The sequence below is a fragment of the Alteromonas sp. H39 genome, assembly GCF_047556435.1.
Classification (GTDB): Bacteria; Pseudomonadota; Gammaproteobacteria; order Enterobacterales; family Alteromonadaceae; genus Alteromonas.
The window spans coordinates 2,775,462-2,794,372 of the sequence record NZ_CP180210.1; the positions used below are offsets into that span (position 1 = coordinate 2,775,462).

General features: G+C 50.0%; 17 protein-coding genes. 8 read left to right on the plus strand and 9 right to left on the minus strand.

Annotated features, from left to right (window positions below):
* Positions 1–449 precede the first annotated feature (449 nt).
* The 3 genes from ACLBLI_RS12150 to ACLBLI_RS12160 form a co-directional block, all read right to left on the minus strand.
* Positions 450–749 (minus strand): YfcL family protein, encoded by a 300-nt coding sequence (locus tag ACLBLI_RS12150; protein ID WP_414827870.1) that lies wholly within the window; start codon positions 747–749, stop codon positions 450–452.
* 133 nt (positions 750–882) lie between these two features.
* Entirely contained in the window at positions 883–2,013 is a 1,131-nt protein-coding gene (locus tag ACLBLI_RS12155) for an ATP-NAD kinase family protein (RefSeq protein WP_414827871.1), read from the minus strand.
* Complete coding sequence (locus tag ACLBLI_RS12160; RefSeq protein ID WP_414830960.1) at positions 2,010–2,516, minus strand: elongation factor P hydroxylase; 507 nt, start codon at positions 2,514–2,516, stop codon at positions 2,010–2,012. The genes ACLBLI_RS12155 and ACLBLI_RS12160 overlap by 4 nt, the downstream gene beginning before the upstream one ends.
* Before the next feature lie 232 nt (positions 2,517–2,748).
* On the opposite strand from ACLBLI_RS12160, the gene ACLBLI_RS12165 reads away from it, so the two are divergent.
* The 4 genes from ACLBLI_RS12165 (at position 2,749) to ACLBLI_RS12180 (ending at position 5,669) form a co-directional block, all read left to right on the plus strand.
* On the plus strand, positions 2,749–3,447 hold the full coding sequence (locus ACLBLI_RS12165) for an FFLEELY motif protein (protein WP_414827872.1): 699 nt from the start codon (positions 2,749–2,751) through the stop codon (positions 3,445–3,447).
* Positions 3,440–3,895 carry an acyl-CoA thioesterase gene (locus tag ACLBLI_RS12170; RefSeq protein ID WP_414827873.1) on the plus strand — a complete coding sequence of 152 codons (456 nt, stop codon included), beginning with the start codon at positions 3,440–3,442 and terminating at the stop codon, positions 3,893–3,895. The genes ACLBLI_RS12165 and ACLBLI_RS12170 overlap by 8 nt, the downstream gene beginning before the upstream one ends.
* The gene (locus tag ACLBLI_RS12175) at positions 3,895–5,007 is read left to right on the plus strand and encodes a TIGR02281 family clan AA aspartic protease (RefSeq protein WP_414830961.1); all 1,113 of its coding nucleotides are present in this window, start codon (positions 3,895–3,897) and stop codon (positions 5,005–5,007) included. Before ACLBLI_RS12170 ends, ACLBLI_RS12175 begins: the two co-directional genes overlap by 1 nt.
* 101 nt (positions 5,008–5,108) lie before the next feature.
* Positions 5,109–5,669 carry a type 1 glutamine amidotransferase domain-containing protein gene (locus tag ACLBLI_RS12180; RefSeq protein WP_414827874.1) on the plus strand — a complete coding sequence of 187 codons (561 nt, stop codon included), beginning with the start codon at positions 5,109–5,111 and terminating at the stop codon, positions 5,667–5,669.
* A 292-nt stretch (positions 5,670–5,961) separates the two neighbouring features.
* On the opposite strand, the gene ACLBLI_RS12185 is transcribed toward ACLBLI_RS12180, so the two are convergent.
* Together ACLBLI_RS12185 and ACLBLI_RS12190 are read right to left on the minus strand one after the other, a co-directional pair.
* Entirely contained in the window at positions 5,962–8,001 is a 2,040-nt protein-coding gene (locus ACLBLI_RS12185) for an FAD-dependent oxidoreductase (RefSeq protein WP_414827875.1), read from the minus strand.
* A gap of 22 nt (positions 8,002–8,023) precedes the next feature.
* Positions 8,024–8,893, minus strand: a complete 870-nt coding sequence (locus tag ACLBLI_RS12190) for a crotonase/enoyl-CoA hydratase family protein (RefSeq protein ID WP_414827876.1) — start codon at positions 8,891–8,893, stop codon at positions 8,024–8,026.
* A 111-nt stretch (positions 8,894–9,004) separates the two neighbouring features.
* Here ACLBLI_RS12190 and ACLBLI_RS12195 point away from each other — a divergent pair, with 111 nt between their 5' ends.
* Positions 9,005–9,625 (plus strand): TetR/AcrR family transcriptional regulator, encoded by a 621-nt coding sequence (locus ACLBLI_RS12195; RefSeq protein ID WP_414827877.1) that lies wholly within the window; start codon positions 9,005–9,007, stop codon positions 9,623–9,625.
* A gap of 17 nt (positions 9,626–9,642) precedes the next feature.
* On the opposite strand, the gene ACLBLI_RS12200 is transcribed toward ACLBLI_RS12195, so the two are convergent.
* A complete protein-coding gene (locus ACLBLI_RS12200; RefSeq protein ID WP_414827878.1) occupies positions 9,643–11,274 on the minus strand; it encodes a GMC family oxidoreductase in 1,632 nt (543 codons plus the stop codon).
* A 181-nt stretch (positions 11,275–11,455) separates the two neighbouring features.
* On the opposite strand from ACLBLI_RS12200, the gene ACLBLI_RS12205 reads away from it, so the two are divergent.
* Positions 11,456–12,172, plus strand: coding sequence for a DUF1439 domain-containing protein (locus ACLBLI_RS12205; RefSeq protein ID WP_414827879.1), 717 nt, complete (start codon positions 11,456–11,458; stop codon positions 12,170–12,172).
* Positions 12,173–12,309: 137 nt separating this feature from the next.
* Here ACLBLI_RS12205 and ACLBLI_RS12210 read toward each other — a convergent pair whose 3' ends face one another.
* The 3 genes from ACLBLI_RS12210 to ACLBLI_RS12220 are packed head-to-tail and all read right to left on the minus strand — an operon-like array spanning position 12,310 to position 15,627.
* Positions 12,310–13,746 (minus strand): wax ester/triacylglycerol synthase domain-containing protein, encoded by a 1,437-nt coding sequence (locus tag ACLBLI_RS12210; RefSeq protein WP_414827880.1) that lies wholly within the window; start codon positions 13,744–13,746, stop codon positions 12,310–12,312.
* The gene (locus ACLBLI_RS12215) at positions 13,746–14,414 is read right to left on the minus strand and encodes a TetR/AcrR family transcriptional regulator (RefSeq protein ID WP_414827881.1); all 669 of its coding nucleotides are present in this window, start codon (positions 14,412–14,414) and stop codon (positions 13,746–13,748) included. The genes ACLBLI_RS12210 and ACLBLI_RS12215 overlap by 1 nt, the downstream gene beginning before the upstream one ends.
* 4 nt (positions 14,415–14,418) lie before the next feature.
* Positions 14,419–15,627 carry a DUF445 domain-containing protein gene (locus ACLBLI_RS12220; protein ID WP_414827882.1) on the minus strand — a complete coding sequence of 403 codons (1,209 nt, stop codon included), beginning with the start codon at positions 15,625–15,627 and terminating at the stop codon, positions 14,419–14,421.
* A 296-nt stretch (positions 15,628–15,923) separates the two neighbouring features.
* Here ACLBLI_RS12220 and ACLBLI_RS12225 point away from each other — a divergent pair, with 296 nt between their 5' ends.
* The gene (locus ACLBLI_RS12225) at positions 15,924–17,408 is read left to right on the plus strand and encodes a DUF3336 domain-containing protein (protein ID WP_414827883.1); all 1,485 of its coding nucleotides are present in this window, start codon (positions 15,924–15,926) and stop codon (positions 17,406–17,408) included.
* A gap of 40 nt (positions 17,409–17,448) precedes the next feature.
* Entirely contained in the window at positions 17,449–18,879 is a 1,431-nt protein-coding gene (locus tag ACLBLI_RS12230) for a hypothetical protein (protein WP_414827884.1), read from the plus strand.
* Positions 18,880–18,911: the final 32 nt, after the last annotated feature.

The following is an 18,911-nucleotide window of genomic DNA, read 5'->3' on the forward strand; positions in this document are numbered from 1 at the left end:
CGTCGCTTCCGGCCGTCGCCGGACGTTTGGGTTTACTTTCGCAAGATATGTACCACCACAACGATTATTCAGGCATTGCGGTTCTTTCTCGCTCCTGAGCAAAGAAAACGTGTCGGACGGCGCGACATGAGGTGCGATGAAGTCAGCGCCTCACGCCGTCTTAAATTCCGGGACTTCCAAGGTTAGCCTCATTCATCCAGAGCTTATTTTTCGTGGCTTCCGGCAGAAACTGGCAACAAGTATGACAACCGAAAGGTTGTGTTGTCAGTCGCGACGTCGACGGTCATTTTATAAGCTGGCTGAGCTGCGAGTTTGTCAGCTCTCGATTGCCACGCTGTTGCACACCCATATAAGTGCGGGTGTCACGCCATTCGCAAATACCAAAAAAGCGGCAAAGTCTCGCCGACTGTTGCCGCTTTTGTAAGCCGCCTGGGCGAAGTCAGCCACGATTAGCTTGCCTGACTCAGCAATCGTGACCACAAGCGGGTAACGGCTCCCTGGTCATCACCTTCCAGTTCCTGATTCGCAAAAGCCTGATTAAGGCTGTGTCGCATCTCACTATCAAGACGGTCAATTGTCGCATCAGGCTCCATTTCAAGCTGACGCGCAATAACAGCAAAGTGCCCCTGCAGATAACTTGCCGTAAACAGCTCATCATCGCTGCCATGATCGACCACATTGTCCAGCGCGTCTTCTATTTGATTAATGGTATTGATAAATGTCTCTGGCGCGGCAGCCGGTGGAAGCACGTCAAATCTCCTGTTTGTGGTTTAAATAGATAATATACGGGTCGCAAGCAGCAATCATATGTCGTCTCGGCAGACTACACGATTCATTGCAGGTTCCCCTGATTCATCCTGTTATACATTCCGGCAAACGGCACTATTGTGCCGGATACAATACTTTATCCCGGTATCCCGTGATAATTGTAGTCGGGCCTGCTAATGCCTTATCCAGTGTGGGATCACCTGAATCAAGTCGTAAGGGTCGCCCATCCAGAGACTGCAGCTTTTGTTTGGTTGCCACAATCAGCAGGTTTTCTTTGCCCACCTGTCGAATAAGCTCAGCACTGAGTTGCTGATTACCCCGCCCCAGAATATGTCCCTGACCACCGATTACCGTTAGTATAATTTTTACCGTTCCTTCTGCTGTCAGCTTTAGCAGTGTATCGGCAGTCACATCACTGGCGACAAGCGCACCGTTTCTTACAACATCAACGCCAAGAAGTGTGTTTTCAAGTCCAAGAGCGTCCATGACACAGCCAACGGTCGAGCCGGAGCCCATTACAAATGTGGTCTCAGGCTCATCTTCCATTAGCTCAGTCACGTACGCAGCAATGTCATCCAGAACCAGCGCTTCATCCTCACGCCCCCCCATTTTAACAGCCTGCACGTAGGTGAGTTCGTTTGGCACGCGCATCTCACCAAAATGGCGGGCGATGACTTTGCCGTCACGAAACGCATCTTCGTCAATATCGCGGACTTCGGCATCCATTGCCGATACCAGTTCGCCACGTATCATCATTGCCACCACTTCGCCCGCAGCCGTTGGTGTCACCGAATAGACGCCCGAGTGAATCTTGCAACCCGCTGGTACCCCTAATACCGAGACGTCACTGCCCACACTGTCACAAATGTTTCGCGCCGTACCGTCTCCGCCGGCAAAAAGCAATAAATCAATACCGTCATCAACCAGAGCTCTGGCAGCAGACATGGTATCTTCAGGCTCAGTTTGATGTGCAACAGGCTGGTAAATGACATTACAGGCAAGACCAAGGGCTTCACATACGCTTTGTCCCATCTCGCCACCTGCAGTTTTAATTTGAATCTGCTCGTTCATCGCTGTGATCACGCTGAGTGCACTGGCCATTTTCTCGTTGGCCTGCTTTTTTGCGCCCATCGCCAGTGCTTTCTCGCGGATCGCTTTGCCATCACTGCCTTTGAGCGCTAATGCGCCGCCAATACCGGCATAGGGGTTCACAATGACCCCCAACCTGAATGCGGGTGTGGTCATGCGGCAGCCTCTTCGGTTAATAATGACATGGGCCGGGTCCCAAACATGTCTTGCAGCGCACGAATAAACAACGCAGCTCGTTCAGGAAAGCCATTTTTTACGTAGTGATATAACTGTGCTTCAACGTTACGGGTAAACCCTTCTCGGTCAGGCTCTGCGCCATTCAGGTTGTCCGTACTCACCTGAAAGCGACGTCCACTTGCCCTCGTAAACGCCCACTCAATTGCCTGGGGCTTCACTTCCACCTGCTCAAATTGCGCCTGTTGCTGTTCGTTACGGCCGTCCGGGCAATACCAGTAGCCGTAATCTTCTTGCAACCGCCGGGCCTCTCCGGCAATACACCAGTGGGCAACCTCGTGTAATGCACTGGAAAAAAAGCCGTGAGCAAACACAATTCGGTGATATGGCACACTGGCATTTGCTGGCAGATAAACGGGTTCATCCTCACCACGCACAAGCCGGGTATTCCATTTGTCAAAAAACGTGTTGTCAAACAGTGCCATGATCCTGTCGACATCCGGATCCGGCGCATTGACTGAGTACGGATCAGCAGAATATTCACTCACGAAGGTTACCCCTGAACTGCGGTTTAACAAATACAGACTGTCACATAGGTGTGGCATATGTTGCGCGCAGTGTACCAAAATCGTGCTGACCCCACCACAACGTATAAGGCTTGCATCCGCTGATTTGCGGGGTAAGCTACAGTGACGAAAGCAACTACGGAGGCAAAGGGTGTCTCAGGCAATTATTGCGCATATACAACAGGTTAACGCCCGTCGGGATCTTGCTGAAAAAATGGGGCTGATGCAGACTATCCACCAGCTTCAGTCATGGCAATGTGAGCGATTACTGGCCACACACAGTGATTTAGCCGCTCAGGAACGCTATCAAAAAGCGATGGCCTTTTTCGTGGATGAGTTGTACGGCCCCAAAGACTTTAGTCAGAGAGATGCCGATATCGCCAGAGTTATTCCGAAACTGGCCAGAGTGCTTCCGGCAAAAGCCATGGACGCGCTGGACGATGCGCTGGCCTTAAACGCGCTGTCCTTTGATTTGGATATGCAAATGTCGCAGGCACTGAACGGCGCCGAAATTACCCGAGACAGCTATGCGCGTGCATACCGCGAAGTTGGTCGCAGAGAAGATCGCGAACATCAGATAGAGATAATCGCGCATCTTGGTCAACAACTGGCTGACGTGGTCAATATTCGCGGTATTGGCATGTTAATCTCACTGGCTCGCCGACCTGCAAAACTGGCAGGGTTGCTGACGTTACATGAGTTTCTGGAGCGCGGCTTTAACGCTTTTAAAGCGCTCGGCGATGTGCATTCATTTATCGATCCGGTTATCACCCGAGAGCGTGAATTGATGCATGCCCTGCTCGCTCCCTCGTTACATATTGAAAAGGACAACCCATTACCCGATGTCTGACCAACTATCCTGGAAATACGCTTCCCCTTTTGTCCAGCACTGGACAATTGATGAGACACATATTGATCATTATCAGCATGTAAATAATGTGGCTTATCTTACCCGGCTCGAACAGTTAGCCTGGGCACATTCGCATTCGCTGGGCCTGAACTTTGAAAACTATCGCGCCGCGGATCGTGGCATGGTGATCCGCAAGCATGAACTTAATTATCTGCTGCCGTCCCACTTAGGTGACGAATTGTACTGCGCGACCTGGATCACAGAGTGTGACAATGTCGTCACGCTCAAGCGAGAGTTTCAGTTTATCTGCCCGCGCAGAAATAAACCCGTATTTGAAGCCGAAACTCAGTTCATTTGCGTAAGCATTAGTAGTGGTGCCCCCAAACGAATGCCACCGTTATTCCGCGAGACCTATGGCGGAGCCTGCATAAAGCGCACCGCCGAGTGATGAAACGCCTGCTGCTGAGCGCGCTGCTGATATCACTGGGAATGAACATCTATTTGTTCGTTGCCCTGCAACAGGTTCAGCCACAGGAGCGAACAGCATCGCAGGTGTCACCAGTCAGGCAGCCTCTCAATCACAAGCCGTCACCGCTTACGTCATCGGCGCCCACCGGTAATTCAGCGGAAAACGCGGGTATCCCGACGTTGGCAGCACTACAGACCCTACTGGAAAAAGGGCACTTTCGGGAACTTGAGTCCCGACTGCAGCAAGCATTGCGTGTTTCACCTGACAACATTGACTTATTGCTGCTCGAGGGCCAGTTGATGGTGCGCACCCGCCCACTTTCAGAGGCAGTCATACACCTTTATTCGTTGCGCGATTTGCCACTTTCACAATCACAGCGGGAGGCGCTCAGGCAACGCATTAATGAACTGGTTTCCACGGCTGTAAATCAGTTAAAAGCGGCAGAAGACTGGGATCTGTTGGCACAATTACTGGAGCCACTATTTCAGATTATGCCTGCCCACCGTCCCTATATCTTGCAGCTTGCGGAGGCTTACGCCCGCCAGAACAAGCCAACACTGATGGAAGATGTGCTTGCCTCGCTGACGCCAAATGACCCGCAGGCAAACAGGATCCGTGGGCTGTTACCAAGTGCAAACATAGAGGTCCCCGGGATCTCTGAAGATACTGCTTCCATTGAACCAGATATAAGCAATCAACAGGGGATCACGATTCAGTTGGAAGCAGACGGCTCGCATTTTATTGCCAGAGTCAGTTTCGCTGACCAGCCTGCACGACTGATGCTGGATACCGGTGCAACCACTACTGCCATTACCCGTGAACTTTACGATCGGTTACGAGTGCGTCAGCGACTGGTATTTGTCGGCAATTTTGAAGTAAATACCGCTGCAGGCCGCGTTTCCGCAGCCATGGTTCAGGTGCCAGTGGTTACCTTTGGGCCTTTGCGTTTCACAGATTTGTCAGTGCTGGTGCTGCCTGACGGCGTGATGCAAAATGCTGATGGCTTGTTAGGAATGAATATGATGCAAAATATGGATTTTAGATTAAATCAGCAAACCGGTGAACTAACGCTATATCGACATACACCTTGAATCAACTCAGATAAATTTAATGTTGTCAGACAAAACCTGCCCGGTTTACGGTGCGTAGCAAGCTTGTTTCACACACTTTTCTAACGCACAAGGAGACGCAAATGCAAAATATCTCTGGTAAACGTGTGGCATTTCTGGCCACCGACGGATTCGAACAGGTCGAGCTGACCAAACCCGTTGAGGCCGTGCGCGAAGCCGGTGGCATCGCAGAGATTATTTCACTGGACGCAAACGATATTCAGGGCATGAACCATGACGAAAAAGGCGATACCTTTAGCGTGGATCATGTCGTTGCAAAAGTAAAAGCCGATGATTTTGATGCCCTAGTCCTTCCCGGCGGTGTCCAGAATCCGGATTCGCTGAGAATGGATGCTGACGCTGTGCAATTTGTCCGCGACTTTTTCACACAGCAAAAACCGGTTGCGGCAATATGCCACGGTCCCTGGCTGCTGGTTGAGGCGAATGTAGTGAAAGATCGCGAAATCACCTCGTTCCCCAGTATCAAGACCGATATTCTGAATGCCGGAGGGCGCTGGGTAGATAAAGAAGTGGTGATTGATGCCGGCATGATCACCAGCCGCAATCCCGATGACATTCCTGCGTTTTGCGACGCGCTCCTTGATGCGGTAAACAAAGGCACGTTTGCCCGCCAGTCTGCCTGATTAACCCGCGATACGGCACAGGTCTGACAGTCAGCATATGACTGTCAGTAAAGATATCATCGATCCGCTGTGTGCCATGTCGCGACCACGTTCGCCCGGGGCAAAAACAACACCCACTAGAAAGCGTTAAAAAAAAGCGCCGGTAAGAGTAAAAATACGTCTCTCACCAGCGCGTTTTACTTTATCCCTCTATCAGGTTGCGTCGTCTCAATACCCGTTGAGATTTCGAAAAGCCATCCCTTATGCGTGTCAGGCCAGACTTTTGTATCTCAGGTGCGTTTTTTAATCACGGTTAAATGGCAGCGCACACCCGGGTGCCCTGATCAATGGCGCGTTTTGCATCCAGCTCCAATGCTTCATCAGCTCCGCCAATCAGATGATATGGCACATTAAGGCCTTTCGTCAGCTCGCGTAATGGTTCCTGTCCGGCACAAATGATGATGTTATCTACCGGCAGCACTTTAGCTTCACCATCGACAGTGATGTGAAGGCCCTCGTCATCAATGCGGTCGTAGCTAACCCCTGGTATCATTTTTACGCCTTTCATCAGCAATCCTGCACGGTGCGACCAGCCAGTGGTTTTCCCCAGACCTGCACCCACTTTGCTGGTTTTACGCTGAAGCAGGAAAATCTGGCGTGGTGACGGCTCAGGCTGTGGCTTCATTCCCTCGACACCGGCGCGAGCTTCAAGCTTCATGTCGATACCCCACTCACGCATAAACGCGGCGATATCCTGACTTGGCGTCGCTTTGCCATGGGACAGATATTCTGCGGTATCAAAACCAATACCGCCCGCACCAATAATGGCCACGGCATGACCGACAGGCTTTTTCGCTTTGATTACATCCAGATACGACAATACTTTCTCGTGATCGATGCCAGGGATATCCGGGGTACGCGGCAATATTCCCGTTGCCAGCAATACCTCGTCGAATCCCCCCTCATTCAACATTTCTGCATCTACGCGGGTATTCAGTTTTACTGTGACGTTATGCAATTCAAGCTGCTTTTTGAAATAACGCAGCGTTTCGTAAAACTCTTCTTTACCCGGAATTTGCTTGGCGATATTAAACTGTCCGCCAATCTCACTGTCCGCATCAAACAGCGTAACTGAATGTCCACGCTCTGCTGCAGTCACGGCTGCGGCAAGCCCCGCTGGCCCGGCACCGACAACGGCAATATGCTTTTTCTGCGACGCAGGCTCGATATTCAGTTCCAGTTCATGACATGCTCTGGGATTCACCAGACAACTTGTCAGCTTGCCGTTAAACACGTGATCCAGGCAAGCCTGATTACAGCCAATACAGGTATTTATTTCGTCAGCACGGTTCTGCTGGGCTTTACGCACAAAGTCGGCATCAGCGAGGAAAGGCCGTGCCATTGATATCATGTCGGCATCGCCTCTTGCCAGCACTTCTTCAGCCACTTCCGGCGTGTTAATGCGGTTTGATGTAATAACCGGAATCGATAAGGCGTCACGAAATTTTGCCGTCACCCAGGTGAAGGCCGCTCGCGGCACCTTGGTATTGATGGTAGGAATACGCGCCTCATGCCAGCCAATCCCGGTATTGATAATGGTCGCACCAGCTTTTTCGATTTCTTTCCCCAGTGTTACCACTTCATCGTAGCTTGAGCCGCCCTCAACCAGGTCCAGCATCGACAGCCGGTAAATAATGATAAAGTTTTTGCCTACGGCCTCTCGCACGCGACGCACAACCTCGATAGGCAGACGAATGCGATTTTCGTATTCACCGCCCCACTGATCGTCACGATGGTTGGTTCGCTTCGCAATAAACTGATTAAGGAAGTACCCCTCAGATCCCATAATTTCCACGCCATCATAACCGGCGCGCTGCGCCTGTTTTGCGGTGAAAATAAAGTCTCCAATCTGCTTTTCTATTTCCTCGTCAGTTAACGCTTTTGGCTTATAAGGGTTGATGGGCGCCTGCACTGCTGAAGGGGCGACCAGCTTTTCACTATAAGCGTAACGGCCAGTATGCAGAATTTGCATACAGATTTTACCGCCTGCAATGTGCACGGCATCCGTGACCTCTTTATGATGAGCGACGGCTTTATCGCTGTCCAGACGACGCGTCATCGGATGCGTAGAGCCCTCTTCATTCGGCCCAATCCCCCCGGTCACAATCAAACCTACGCCGCCTCGCGCACGTTCTGCATAGAATGCTGCCATGGCTTTGTGTCCATTCGGCATTTCTTCCAAACCGGTGTGCATCGAGCCCATCAGTACACGGTTTTTCAGTTCAGTAAAACCTAAGTCCAGAGGGCGAAATAGATGAGGGTAAACCGGATGATCTGTCACTGTGCTGTTCATAATCGGTCCTGATAATGTTGTTTTAATTGGTTTTAGACTGCATACGGCTTACGCAGTCATGTAAGTCGTCGAACGACGCAGGCGTGCCTGTTTTTTGTGCCTGCATCGCTGCTTGTATATCCGGCATCTGAAACATGCCACTTTGCCACGTCGCCATATGATTCAGGCTGTCAGCAAGGCTGTGATCCAGTGCATAGTTGATCATTTGCTTGGTGCCGGTAACGGCCATTGGCGATTGCGCTGCAATCAGACGGGCTATTTTCATCACGCTTTCGAGCATGTCATCCTGTGAAGCATAGACCTGATTCACAAACCCAGCCTCCAGAGCTTCATTGGCACCAAAGTTTCTTCCGGTGTACGCAAGCTCTTTGACTAATCCCACGGGCATCAAACGGGGCAGACGCTGTAATGTGCCTAAATCAGCAGTCATGCCTATCTGGGTTTCTTTAATGGTAAAAAATGCATCCTCAGTGCAATAACGCATGTCACAAGCGCAAAGTAAGTCAACAGCACCTCCGATTGCCCCGCCCTGAACCGCGCCCAGAACCGGCATCCGCACGGCTTCTAATGCATTAAAACTGTCTTGCAGTTCGAACACCAGCCTGCGTAAGCGTTCTGCCCGACGGGCAGGTTCACCCGAAAAATCTTCTGCCATCGAGGTGAATACCGAGAGATCCATTCCTGCAGAGAAGTGCTTACCCTGAGAAGAGATAACAATGGCTCTGGCACTGGCGTGATGATCGATGCTGCGCACCGCATCGGGTAATTCCTTCCAAAATGCCGGTACCATTGAGTTCATAGCATCTGGCCGGGAGAGCTGAATATGCGCGACCTTGTCGGCAATCTCTACAGTGAGCGTTTCGTACTGCTTTTCATTGACAGGCGCGGTCATGTCAGGCGTTCCTTTTAACATTATTGCAAACTAGACAGTGTCAAGATAAGCGGATATATTGACACTGTCAAGATGTCAACACGATGAAGAGTTTAAGATGGGTATAAAAGGATGAGTACTGCCTCGCAAAATTATCACCACGGCGACCTGCGTGCCACTCTGCTTCGGGTTGCCACCGAGCGAGTGGTCAAGGAAGGAATAGACAGTCTGAGCTTGCGAAAGCTCGCTGAAGAGGCCGGCGTATCCCGTACCGCGCCCTACCATCATTTTAAAGACAAAAACGCGTTGTTAAATGCGATTGCCGCACATGGCTTTGCCCAGTGGCATGATAAGGCCAGCGAAGTGTTTGATGACGAATCGCGCACACCCCAGCAGCGGTTTAAAGACTTTATTCGTAATTATATTAGCTGGGCGGCAGACAACCCGCAGCTGTATGAACTCATGTTTGGCCGCACCATATGGCAGGCGGGCAAAGCGACAGATGATCTTACGTCAATTGCATTTCCCAGCTTTCAGTTTCTGGTAAAAATCACTGCCCACTGGCAAGAAAAAGGGATCCTGCCCGCGAACCAGGATCCGCTTCGCCTGACGCAGGTAACCTGGGGCACGATGCACGGAATCGCCCGTCTGGTAATAGATGGTATTTATGCTGAGAGCAGCCACATAAACGAAATGTGTGACTGTGCCGCCGAAATGTTTATGCAGGCCGCATCAGCCAGGCTGGACGAATAAACGCGCAGGCGGTCAGCCTAAAGGCTAACCGGCTTTCCGGCATGCTCGGCTTTGATAAACTCTGCAGCCCGTTCTGCAATCATCACCGTTGGCGCATTCGTATTGCCGCCCACCAATGACGGCATAACAGAGGCATCCACTACTCTCAGCTTTTTCACCCCTCTCACCCGCAACTGGTTATCGACAACAGCCATGGGATCTTCATCAGTCCCCATTTTGCATGTGCCTATCGGGTGATAAATGGTTTCTGATTTTTCGCGGATAAAGTCGATTATGGCTTCATCGCTTTGTGCATCTGCTCCAGGAAATTTCTCGGTGATCCCGTATTGCTCAAATGCCTTGGTGTTGGCAATTCGGCGTGCCAGGCGCACTGCCTCAACCATCACTTTCACGTCATCTTCATGGCTGAGGTAGCACGGATCGATAAGTGGATGATCTGAAGGGTGATTACTCTGTAGCGAAATTCGTCCACGGCTTTTCGGATACAAACAACAAACGTGTATGCCAAAGCCATAGCCGTAAACCGAACGCCTGCCGTGATCATCTAAAATCGCGGGCAAAAAGTGTAGCTGAATATCCGGACCATGCTGCGCCAATGATGAACTTACAAATCCGCCAGCCTCTGCGATATTAGAAGAAAACAGCCCCTTGCGGTGAAAAAGATACTGGAAGGTGCCTTTGATATATGCCGGTAAAGCGCCGGCGGCAATCGCATAGCCCTCACGGGCCTCACACTTATACTGCACGATGGCATCGAGATGATCCTGCAGGTTTTGCCCGACCCCAGGTAAATCCACCTGCACATGAACGCCAACGTCCTGCAACTCCTCTTTAGGGCCAATGCCGGAAAGCATCAGTAACTGCGGTGAGTTAATTGCCCCCCCACAAAGGATCACTTCTTCTTTGGCGTTAAGTCGCTTGATTCGCCCCTTCTCACGCACCTGAACACCGGTTGCGGTCTTATCCTTCAGCAACACACGTTCAACCAGGATCTGCGTCATCACAGTGAGGTTATTGCGGCTGCGGGCTTCCTGCAGATAGCCTTTCGCCGTGGAGCAGCGCTGACCGTTTTTCTGCGTGACATGATAAAAACCAAGCCCTTCACGATCGTCACGATTGAAGTCGCTGATAACGTTTAGTCCGACCTCATCCGCAGCCTTAACAAACGACTGCGACAGCACATTGGTATGTCGCAACGCTTCAACACCCAGTGGCCCGCCAACGCCGTGGAAATCATCTGCACCAGCGGCAAAATCTTCGGAGCGTTTGAAGTACGGCAGTACGCTGTCGAAATTCCAGCCCGCTGCGCCCTCTTGCTCCCAACGGTTATAATCCTCGATGTCTCCCCGGATATAACACATGGCATTGACTGAGCTTGAGCCGCCCAGTGTTTTCCCGCGTGGCCAGAACAGTTCACGCTCAAACAATTCCTGCTGCGGAGCGGTGTGATACCCCCAGCCTATACCATCGAAGCGGGCCAGCAAGGATAATCCAAAAGGGATGTGAATAAGGGGATTGGTGTCTTTCCCGCCTGCCTCTATCAGACATACTGTGACAGCGGGATTTTCCGACAAACGGGTAGCCAGTGCAGCGCCAGCAGAACCTGCGCCTACAATGATGTAGTCAAATTGTTCAATCGATTCCTGCATATTCCGTCCCCCGACTTCGAGCGGATAAGTTACCAGCCTCGCAGCTTAAGTTCGCGCTCTGCGCCACTTTGCTGTGCTTTACCGGCAAATATTGGTATGACCAGTCTAGCAAATTTTGCACAGCATTCGGTAGAACTATGTTAATGTTTACATGCACTATTATGATGAGAATCAATTCCACATGCAGCAATTGGGATGGAAGGCACGGTGGCAAGTGCTGCTTGCTGCCGTTCTGATTAAACTGGGTAAACTGACACACGATAAATTCACTGAAGACGAGCTAACCGAGCTTGCCGCTGAATTTTATCCTCACGATTTTTCTATCAATACCCCAGTCGGCCAGGGCAATGTCACCCTCCAACGCGGGAAGGTGTTTTTCAATCAGAACGAGAACCGGGTGTGCCTGCAGTCGCTAGCAAGCATCGATATTCAGGCACTTGGCTCCCGGCTCTACCGGGCACATCTTGTCGTGATTGTCAGTGCCACACCACGTTACGAAAAAGACACTGCGACACTGCATTTTGAACACATTGATGTCGATGACATCAGACTCATCAATGACGATTATTCGTTAATCCAAGACACTCGCTTTTTAATCAACAAGCTGGTTCCAGGTGGACTTGCCGGGTTATTCAGTAACTCGGTAAAAAATGTACTGTCGCTGGTCTCTGCCGGCACCAGCGATCAGGCGGTGTCATATCTGCAGCTTTACCTTGACGGTAGCAAGCAAAAAATCCTCGACTATCACCGCCCGCAAATAGCCGCAAAACTGATTGCGATGACCCACAACCTGCCGCTACATCATACTATGCGTGAAGACGTCTGGCGCGAAGTGCTGTTCAGACGATATGGTGAAAGAGTGATCGTTGCGAATAACACGCTGGAATTTCAGTTCTGAGTGAGATTACTCACTGTGGTTGTTGCACGTGCATCTAAATGAAAGTGAGCGGCGGTCGGGGTATAACAGCAGGACATCCTGAATGCCCTAAGCCGCTGAAACCTGAAATCACGACCAGTGTCGATGACGTGCACATGCTAGTCACTGACAATAGACAGAGGTACGCGCTCGACATGCTCACCGATATCATCAATATTCAGTCCGGGTTTATCAACGCTGGCCTCCAACATGTCGAAGGCTTCCTCAAAGTACTTCGCTAACGGCTCCAGCGATTTGATATTCTTGTTGCAACATACCATGCCGATATTGGCGTTTCCTGCATAAGTCATCAACGTGATATTCACACCGCCACCTGGCGTCATGGTGGAGATGGGGTAACAGGCAAGCAGCTTGGAGTCTTTCAGATAGCGATACTCTCTGGGGCCGGGTACATTAGACACCAGCACATTGGCAATGGGTTTCACAAGGTTGGAAAGGCGAAGCCATTCAAACACCAGCGCGAAGCTCTGGATCACTATGGTATAGGCACTGAACGCGCCCGGACTGGCATGCTGCGCAGCATATTTCACTATCCGGTGATTAATAATAATCTGGCGTAATCGTAAATACGGATCCTGTTCACCGTGGGCCAGGGTAACAGGCACGATCGCGATTTTGTTCCCCGTGGTTTTCTCTCCGGGTTTTCGCAAATTGATTGGCATATTGGTGTACAGTGCCTTTTTAAACACGTGACCATGGTCCTGCAACAGGCGGTGAACCCCGATATCAAAGGCACACAGCAAAATTTCATTGGCCGTAGCCCGCGTCCGCTTCCCCAATGCCTTGACCCGCTCAAAATCCAAATCGGTTGTTGCCACCGCCCTGCCCGGTTTTACCTGACCGGTTAATACGGTTTTTGTTCCACTGAAGGGAATTGGCATGTAGTGCGGATTAATCCGACAAATTTTGAGAAACAGCCTCAGGAAAATGACCGAGAGATCAAACGCAATGCGCAAGGCACCCACCAGCGATTGCCAGAAACGTTTTATTTTTCGTGGTTTTGGTGAACGGTGACGCAACCGTTTCACTGCCCACACCGGAATAAACTTATCGTTATCTGGCGTTGACAGATAGCCTGCCTGAAACCAGCGTACCAGCGTTGAGCCGTCTCCATACATATGATGGACACGTGCATAAATGGCGTATTGACGGTGCGTCGTGTCATAAATGAAATGGTATTGCCACAGTGGCTTATCAGGATCCAGTCGCGATTCATGTAATCTTGCCACGAACTCGTCCAGGGCATCACGGCAGGTTGCATTTTCTACCTTGTGGATCTGAATGTGGTAATCCATGTTCATGGACTTAACCGGCTGTAACCCTAACGGATAGCCCAGAAACGCCTTCACCCGACAATTAAACGGTGGTGTTGCCCTGGAAAACCCTTTTACTTCCTCATATAGCGCATGTACATACTGTGAGCTGTCCGCATCTTCCGGCATTTCCAGCAATTGCAGACAGGCTACATGCTTGGGATTAGCATCTGATTCAGTGAGCCAGAAAGATTTATCCAGAAAACTCAGACTACGGGACATCAGCGGGCCTCCAGGTAATCAGGTACTGACGAAGACAGGTTCGCCATCGTATGGCTGTTGATAGCATGTTGAATGGCGTCGATCTCGGGCTTTGGCAGTGAAAGTCTGGGCAGTACAATCACCATGACCATCGACAGCGCATGATAATGAATAGATTCCGCGTCCTGATGAGGTTTGCGTTGATCGGCCTGGCACGTCTGAGTAAGAATTAATGTGATGGTCTCTGCCAACAAGTTTTTCTCACTCTGGCTGGCGTCCAGCGAATTATCCTCTATTAACCGGTCCAGCATCGCCCGTAATTGATTATCGACTGTTAGCAACAGTTGCTTGAGCGGCCTCGCGACGCCGGGGTACTTTTCCAGTAAGTCAGCCTGACTGCGGTATAAAAAGCGAAATAAGTGAAGTTTCTCAATTAAAATATACAGGTAGTAAAACACATCCTCAGCGCTCAGAGCGCTAACCACATCCCGTGAGAGAACATTCATCATCTGCTTTTTGTGCAATGCGACGAGTGCCTCAATAAGGACCTCTTTACCCTTATAATGGTAATACAGGTTGCCCGGGCTGATATCCAGCTCCATGGCAATATCCACACTGGTTACCCCATTCTCACCGTGTTCATTAAACAGTTCCAGTGCGGTGAGTAATATCCTCTCTGCTGTTTTCATAAAATCAACTAAACACCAGGTACAGTTGCGCAAGGCCGGCCAAGCCGCCCAGAATCGCGCCGACAATGATAAGTTTCCACTCGTCCTGTTGATAAGCGGGTCGCAAAACGCCTTCAAATTCAACAGCAGACAACGCCTGCATACGTTCTGACAAGTCTTCACCGATACGCAGGGCGCTATTGGCATAATCATAGGCGTACAACAGGTATTTGTCAGAATTCTCAAAGATTTGCTTCACCGCCAGCGATTTCATGCGGTGATAATTGTCTGAGCCCACCCCCAGCGCAAAGTAGGGTTGTGCAACCGCGACATAACGCTCAATGGCATCGTTAACGTGCAGCTCAATGAGCTCCAGTAGCTGAGCGGAGCCAGACCCGTGAAGAATGATATGGGTGATATTACGGGGCGTAATCAGCTTCTGTTCAATGATGGCTGAATACACTTCAGAGACTTCTTTTTGCCTTTTCAGAAACATTCCCTGAAGCGTGACGGGTCCGAGGCGAATTGGATTTTTGGGCTCGAAGATAATTTTTATCGCTATCCAGTTTGTCGCATACCCCACCAGTAACCCACCAAGCGGAAGGATCCACCAGGACTGAAAAAAGTGCCACAGCACCATGGTGGGTAACCCGAATAAAAAGCCAAAGTAAAAGCCGGAGCGCACAATAAAAGGAAATTCTTTCTCACCGGCAGTGAGAAAAATTTCGTTGATTAACTCCGGCGAATTCACTAACTGCTCGACCACCAGCTCTTTGATATCGAGGATCTCATTGACGTTATTCTGAAAGTCCTCCACCATCTTGTGAACGACGTTGGGAATATCATTCTCTATGCGTTGATAAACCAGATTTTTTCCCTGAACCGGGAGTGCTGCCCATAATTGCGGTGCTGACTCAGTCATCACATCATTAATGACCTTGCGAACCACTTGCTTCAAACGGCGTTCGATGGCTTCAGTTAGGGCATCAGGATCCAGCCGGTTCGCCAGTTCCTCCACGCTTAGCAGCTTGCCAAGCACCAACTCGACTTCGATTTCCGCCATTTGACGACGCTTGGCCGGAATGAGCCCCTGCCAGCCAAAGATGGGACGAATACCCACAAACTCGATGGGGTAAAACATCATTTTTACGGCCAGATAATTGGTGGCCCACCCGACGATTGCGCTGATAAGTGGTATCGACAACAAACTCAGCGTCTGAATATTCCATTCCATGCGGCGTGATACGTGCCTTGCTGTTATTCTTTTACTGGTTCAGGCTACTGACTGCACAGCCTTTGGTCAATCTTTTCTCTTGTCTATCTTGATCAGCCACAAAAAGACATGATTGCTGTCATGTGCATATTTACAGGATTGTCATACTTCCCGCAGATAACCACCTTGTAGCGGGCACAACAATCCGACATAACGCTATCGACGTAAATTGGGTAGTAGATTCTAAATTCGTTTTTTACACTACAATGACCAAAATTGCGTGAACCTGCCAATGCAGTCAGGTTGTAGGGGGAAGTATGGCGTTATTTAACAGTGCTCTGGGCAGGCTGGAACAAGACATCAAGCATGCAACCAGCTATCAGGAATATCGTGAGGCCAGCCTGGCACATGATGCCCTGTCAGGCGCCGATGAATGGAAAGCCAAAGATCCATGCCGCGATTACGACTACCGGCTGATTCGAAAACGCGTACAGCGCTTACAGCTGGCGCGGGGAAAAGGCGACAGTCTCGCATTGATGTCCATTCTTCACGAGGGGCTGCACGGTAATCTGGGGAATATCGCAAACCCCGTTTTACAGGAAAAGTGCAAGGTTGGCACAAAAGCCCTTATCGAAACCTTTATCAACGAGGTTAAGCTCACGCTTGAGCACATCTATCATGCAGACGAAAGTGAGGTCGATTTTTACGAAAAGCTGTCTTTCTTTGAAGAGACAGCACATGCGTTTGGTCGCAGTTGCCTTATGCTGTCTGGTGGGGCTGGGCTGGGTTTCTTTCACTGTGGTGTGGTCAAGTCGCTGAATGAAAAAGGCCTTATCCCCACGGTGATTTCTGGCGCCAGCGCCGGTTCAATTATCGCGGCGATGATAGGCACACGCACCCACGATGAACTGCTGGAAGCCTTATCACCTGAGTTTATCTTTGAAACGTTTCAGAACTGGCGACACTGGGCAGGGTTCGGCAAAAAAAGTTTGTTTGACAGCCAGGCGCTTGAAAATGCGCTGATCAACCTTTTTGATGTCATGACCTTTGAAGAAGCTTTTGAAAAAACGGGTCGTCATGTGACCGTGTCGGTGTCTCCTGCCGACTTACACCAGCATTCACGGCTGCTGAATGCCAAAACGTCGCCAAACGCGATTATTACCCAGGCTGTCAGAGCCTCCTGCGCGGTGCCGGTAATCTTTAGTCCGGTGCAATTGCGGGCAAAAACCGCCACAGGCGATATCATACCGTACATTCCTAATCGCCGCTTTGCCGATGGCTCGTTAATGGCTGATCTTCCCTTTGACCGGCTTTCGCGACTTTATGGTGTTAATCACTCGATAGTCAGTCAGACCAATCCTCTGGCGGTGCCGTTTTTATCTTCCAGCCGAACCCATGCATCCAGTCTGACCGGCCTGGCATGGCGACATATGGGGCAGCTAGCGAAATCAAACAGTATTTTTGCGATTGATTTGGTCGAGCGCCTGGTTGACCATAAAGGGGCAAAACTGGCAATTCACAAGGTACGTTCTATCATCGACCAGCAATATGTTGGTAATATAAATATATTGCCTGACAAGCAGTTAAGGAATTTAGCCCAGGTGCTGGCCAACCCAACACTGGAGAGTATCACCCACTTGATCAGAAGTGGCGAGCGAGCAACCTGGCCTCACATTGATGTTATAGAAAGAAATACCAAAATTAGCGAAACTTTACGGTATTATCTGGCGCGCCTGAAGCGGCGCGAAGCCAAAGAATTTGGCCATACACAATCCTGGGCCGATGAGCAGGCGGTGTCTTAATCAGACCATAGCCTGTATAAGACATAGAGAAAGGAACACAGTGAGTACGTTCGAACATCCTGATAATCACTACACACAGCAAGTAAAACAGCTTATTGAACAGGTGTATCCAAAAGACAGCGGATTGGGCTCAGTGTACGAAGATGCCCGACACTACTTTACATTGACGCCTGATTTACAGGCGCATATTGCTGAACTTCAGGAAAAGCTGGATGTTGCTGAGAAAGCGTCAAAAACGGACGGTCTGGTAGCCCAGTTAAAAAAGAAACTGAAGCTGGCCAAAGCTAAGCTGGACAACGAACGACTCGAGCGTATTGATCGCTTAGAATCCATAGCGCTGAAGCTGATTGCGTTGACCGAAGATGAAAGTTATGAAGAAACGCAGTTACTAAGCTCTAAATTTCTGGGCACAGTGATGCTACTCACGCGTGGTCCTGAGGGCAATTTCGCTAAGGTCCACCAGCGGCTCAAACCGCTTTATAAAGCGGTTCTTGCTTTACGCCTTACTGATAAAATTATTGAAGGCAGCCTGATCCAGGATCCGTACCTGGCTGAAATGAAAGACGCTATGCTGCGCTTTAAAGGCAACCGTCACTGGCAGGAAAGATGGCAAACCGAAATAGCCATTCCTATCATATCCTGCGCAGTATTACAGGATATCGGCCTGCAATCGACGGAAGCGCGGGAGATCCTTGTAGGTCCGGAGAACGACTTAGATGAATTTCGCGTACTTGAAAACGAACCTCGTAAAGCACTGCTCAAAATTAACTACAGCCGAACCATGGATTATCTGAAAAATGGTCTGGGGATCCCCGGGTATGTGGGCAACGACAGAGAAGAACGGGCTCGGTTCATCCATCGTCATAAAGCCATTAATCACTTTACTCAGAACGTCATGAAGGACGCGTTTATCTCTAAAACCGGCCTTGGTGAGATAATTAAAATACCGCAGATTTACGTATCGATCGTGCTGTCAACCAAGCCAGATTATTCGCGGAAGACGCTGCCTAAAGGCTATATGTTAATTGAGCAACTGGCGAAAAAGGGCGCGCTGAACGATAAACTGGCAGAAGCATTTATCAAAATCGTTGGTTATTTTCCGCTGGGTTTTGGTATTACTTACATACCGCAAAACGAAAAAGGCATCGACAGGGAACAGTACGAATGCGCCATTGTTACCCGACTTAACCCTAAAAGCCCTGCTGAGCCGGTATGCAGACCCGTGACCCGCAACCTCACCTATATCAGTTTTGGCAACGACGAGGTTATTAAAAAATCCACCAATCTGTTTTTCCCGGCAAACCGAAAAAAACTCATGCGGATTGGGCGCGAGCGCTTGATAGAAATAATGAGCCAGCTTTCTGACAATTTCACGCCAGACGCCATTGATGATTTGGTTCCAAGCTTTTGGGAACCGTCAGATTACTTCTCGTTTAAAAAGAACCAGAACCTCTGGAATAAGGCCCGCTAGCAGCCATCTGATAGTCACAAATAAAAAAGGCC

Excerpts from the sequence above, each read along its gene's own strand:
- ACLBLI_RS12155 (WP_414827871.1), bottom strand. The coding sequence starts at position 2,013 with ATGACCACACCCGCATTCAGGTTGGGGGTCATTGTGAACCCCTATGCC.
- ACLBLI_RS12160 (WP_414830960.1), bottom strand. The coding sequence starts at position 2,516 with ATGGCACTGTTTGACAACACGTTTTTTGACAAATGGAATACCCGGCTT.
- ACLBLI_RS12170 (WP_414827873.1), top strand. The coding sequence starts at position 3,440 with ATGTCTGACCAACTATCCTGGAAATACGCTTCCCCTTTTGTCCAGCAC.
- ACLBLI_RS12175 (WP_414830961.1), top strand. The coding sequence starts at position 3,895 with ATGAAACGCCTGCTGCTGAGCGCGCTGCTGATATCACTGGGAATGAAC.
- ACLBLI_RS12180 (WP_414827874.1), top strand. The coding sequence starts at position 5,109 with ATGCAAAATATCTCTGGTAAACGTGTGGCATTTCTGGCCACCGACGGA.
- ACLBLI_RS12185 (WP_414827875.1), bottom strand. The coding sequence starts at position 8,001 with ATGAACAGCACAGTGACAGATCATCCGGTTTACCCTCATCTATTTCGC.
- ACLBLI_RS12190 (WP_414827876.1), bottom strand. The coding sequence starts at position 8,893 with ATGACCGCGCCTGTCAATGAAAAGCAGTACGAAACGCTCACTGTAGAG.
- ACLBLI_RS12195 (WP_414827877.1), top strand. The coding sequence starts at position 9,005 with ATGAGTACTGCCTCGCAAAATTATCACCACGGCGACCTGCGTGCCACT.
- ACLBLI_RS12200 (WP_414827878.1), bottom strand. The coding sequence starts at position 11,274 with ATGCAGGAATCGATTGAACAATTTGACTACATCATTGTAGGCGCAGGT.
- ACLBLI_RS12205 (WP_414827879.1), top strand. The coding sequence starts at position 11,456 with ATGCAGCAATTGGGATGGAAGGCACGGTGGCAAGTGCTGCTTGCTGCC.
- ACLBLI_RS12210 (WP_414827880.1), bottom strand. The coding sequence starts at position 13,746 with ATGTCCCGTAGTCTGAGTTTTCTGGATAAATCTTTCTGGCTCACTGAA.
- ACLBLI_RS12215 (WP_414827881.1), bottom strand. The coding sequence starts at position 14,414 with ATGAAAACAGCAGAGAGGATATTACTCACCGCACTGGAACTGTTTAAT.
- ACLBLI_RS12220 (WP_414827882.1), bottom strand. The coding sequence starts at position 15,627 with ATGGAATGGAATATTCAGACGCTGAGTTTGTTGTCGATACCACTTATC.
- ACLBLI_RS12225 (WP_414827883.1), top strand. The coding sequence starts at position 15,924 with ATGGCGTTATTTAACAGTGCTCTGGGCAGGCTGGAACAAGACATCAAG.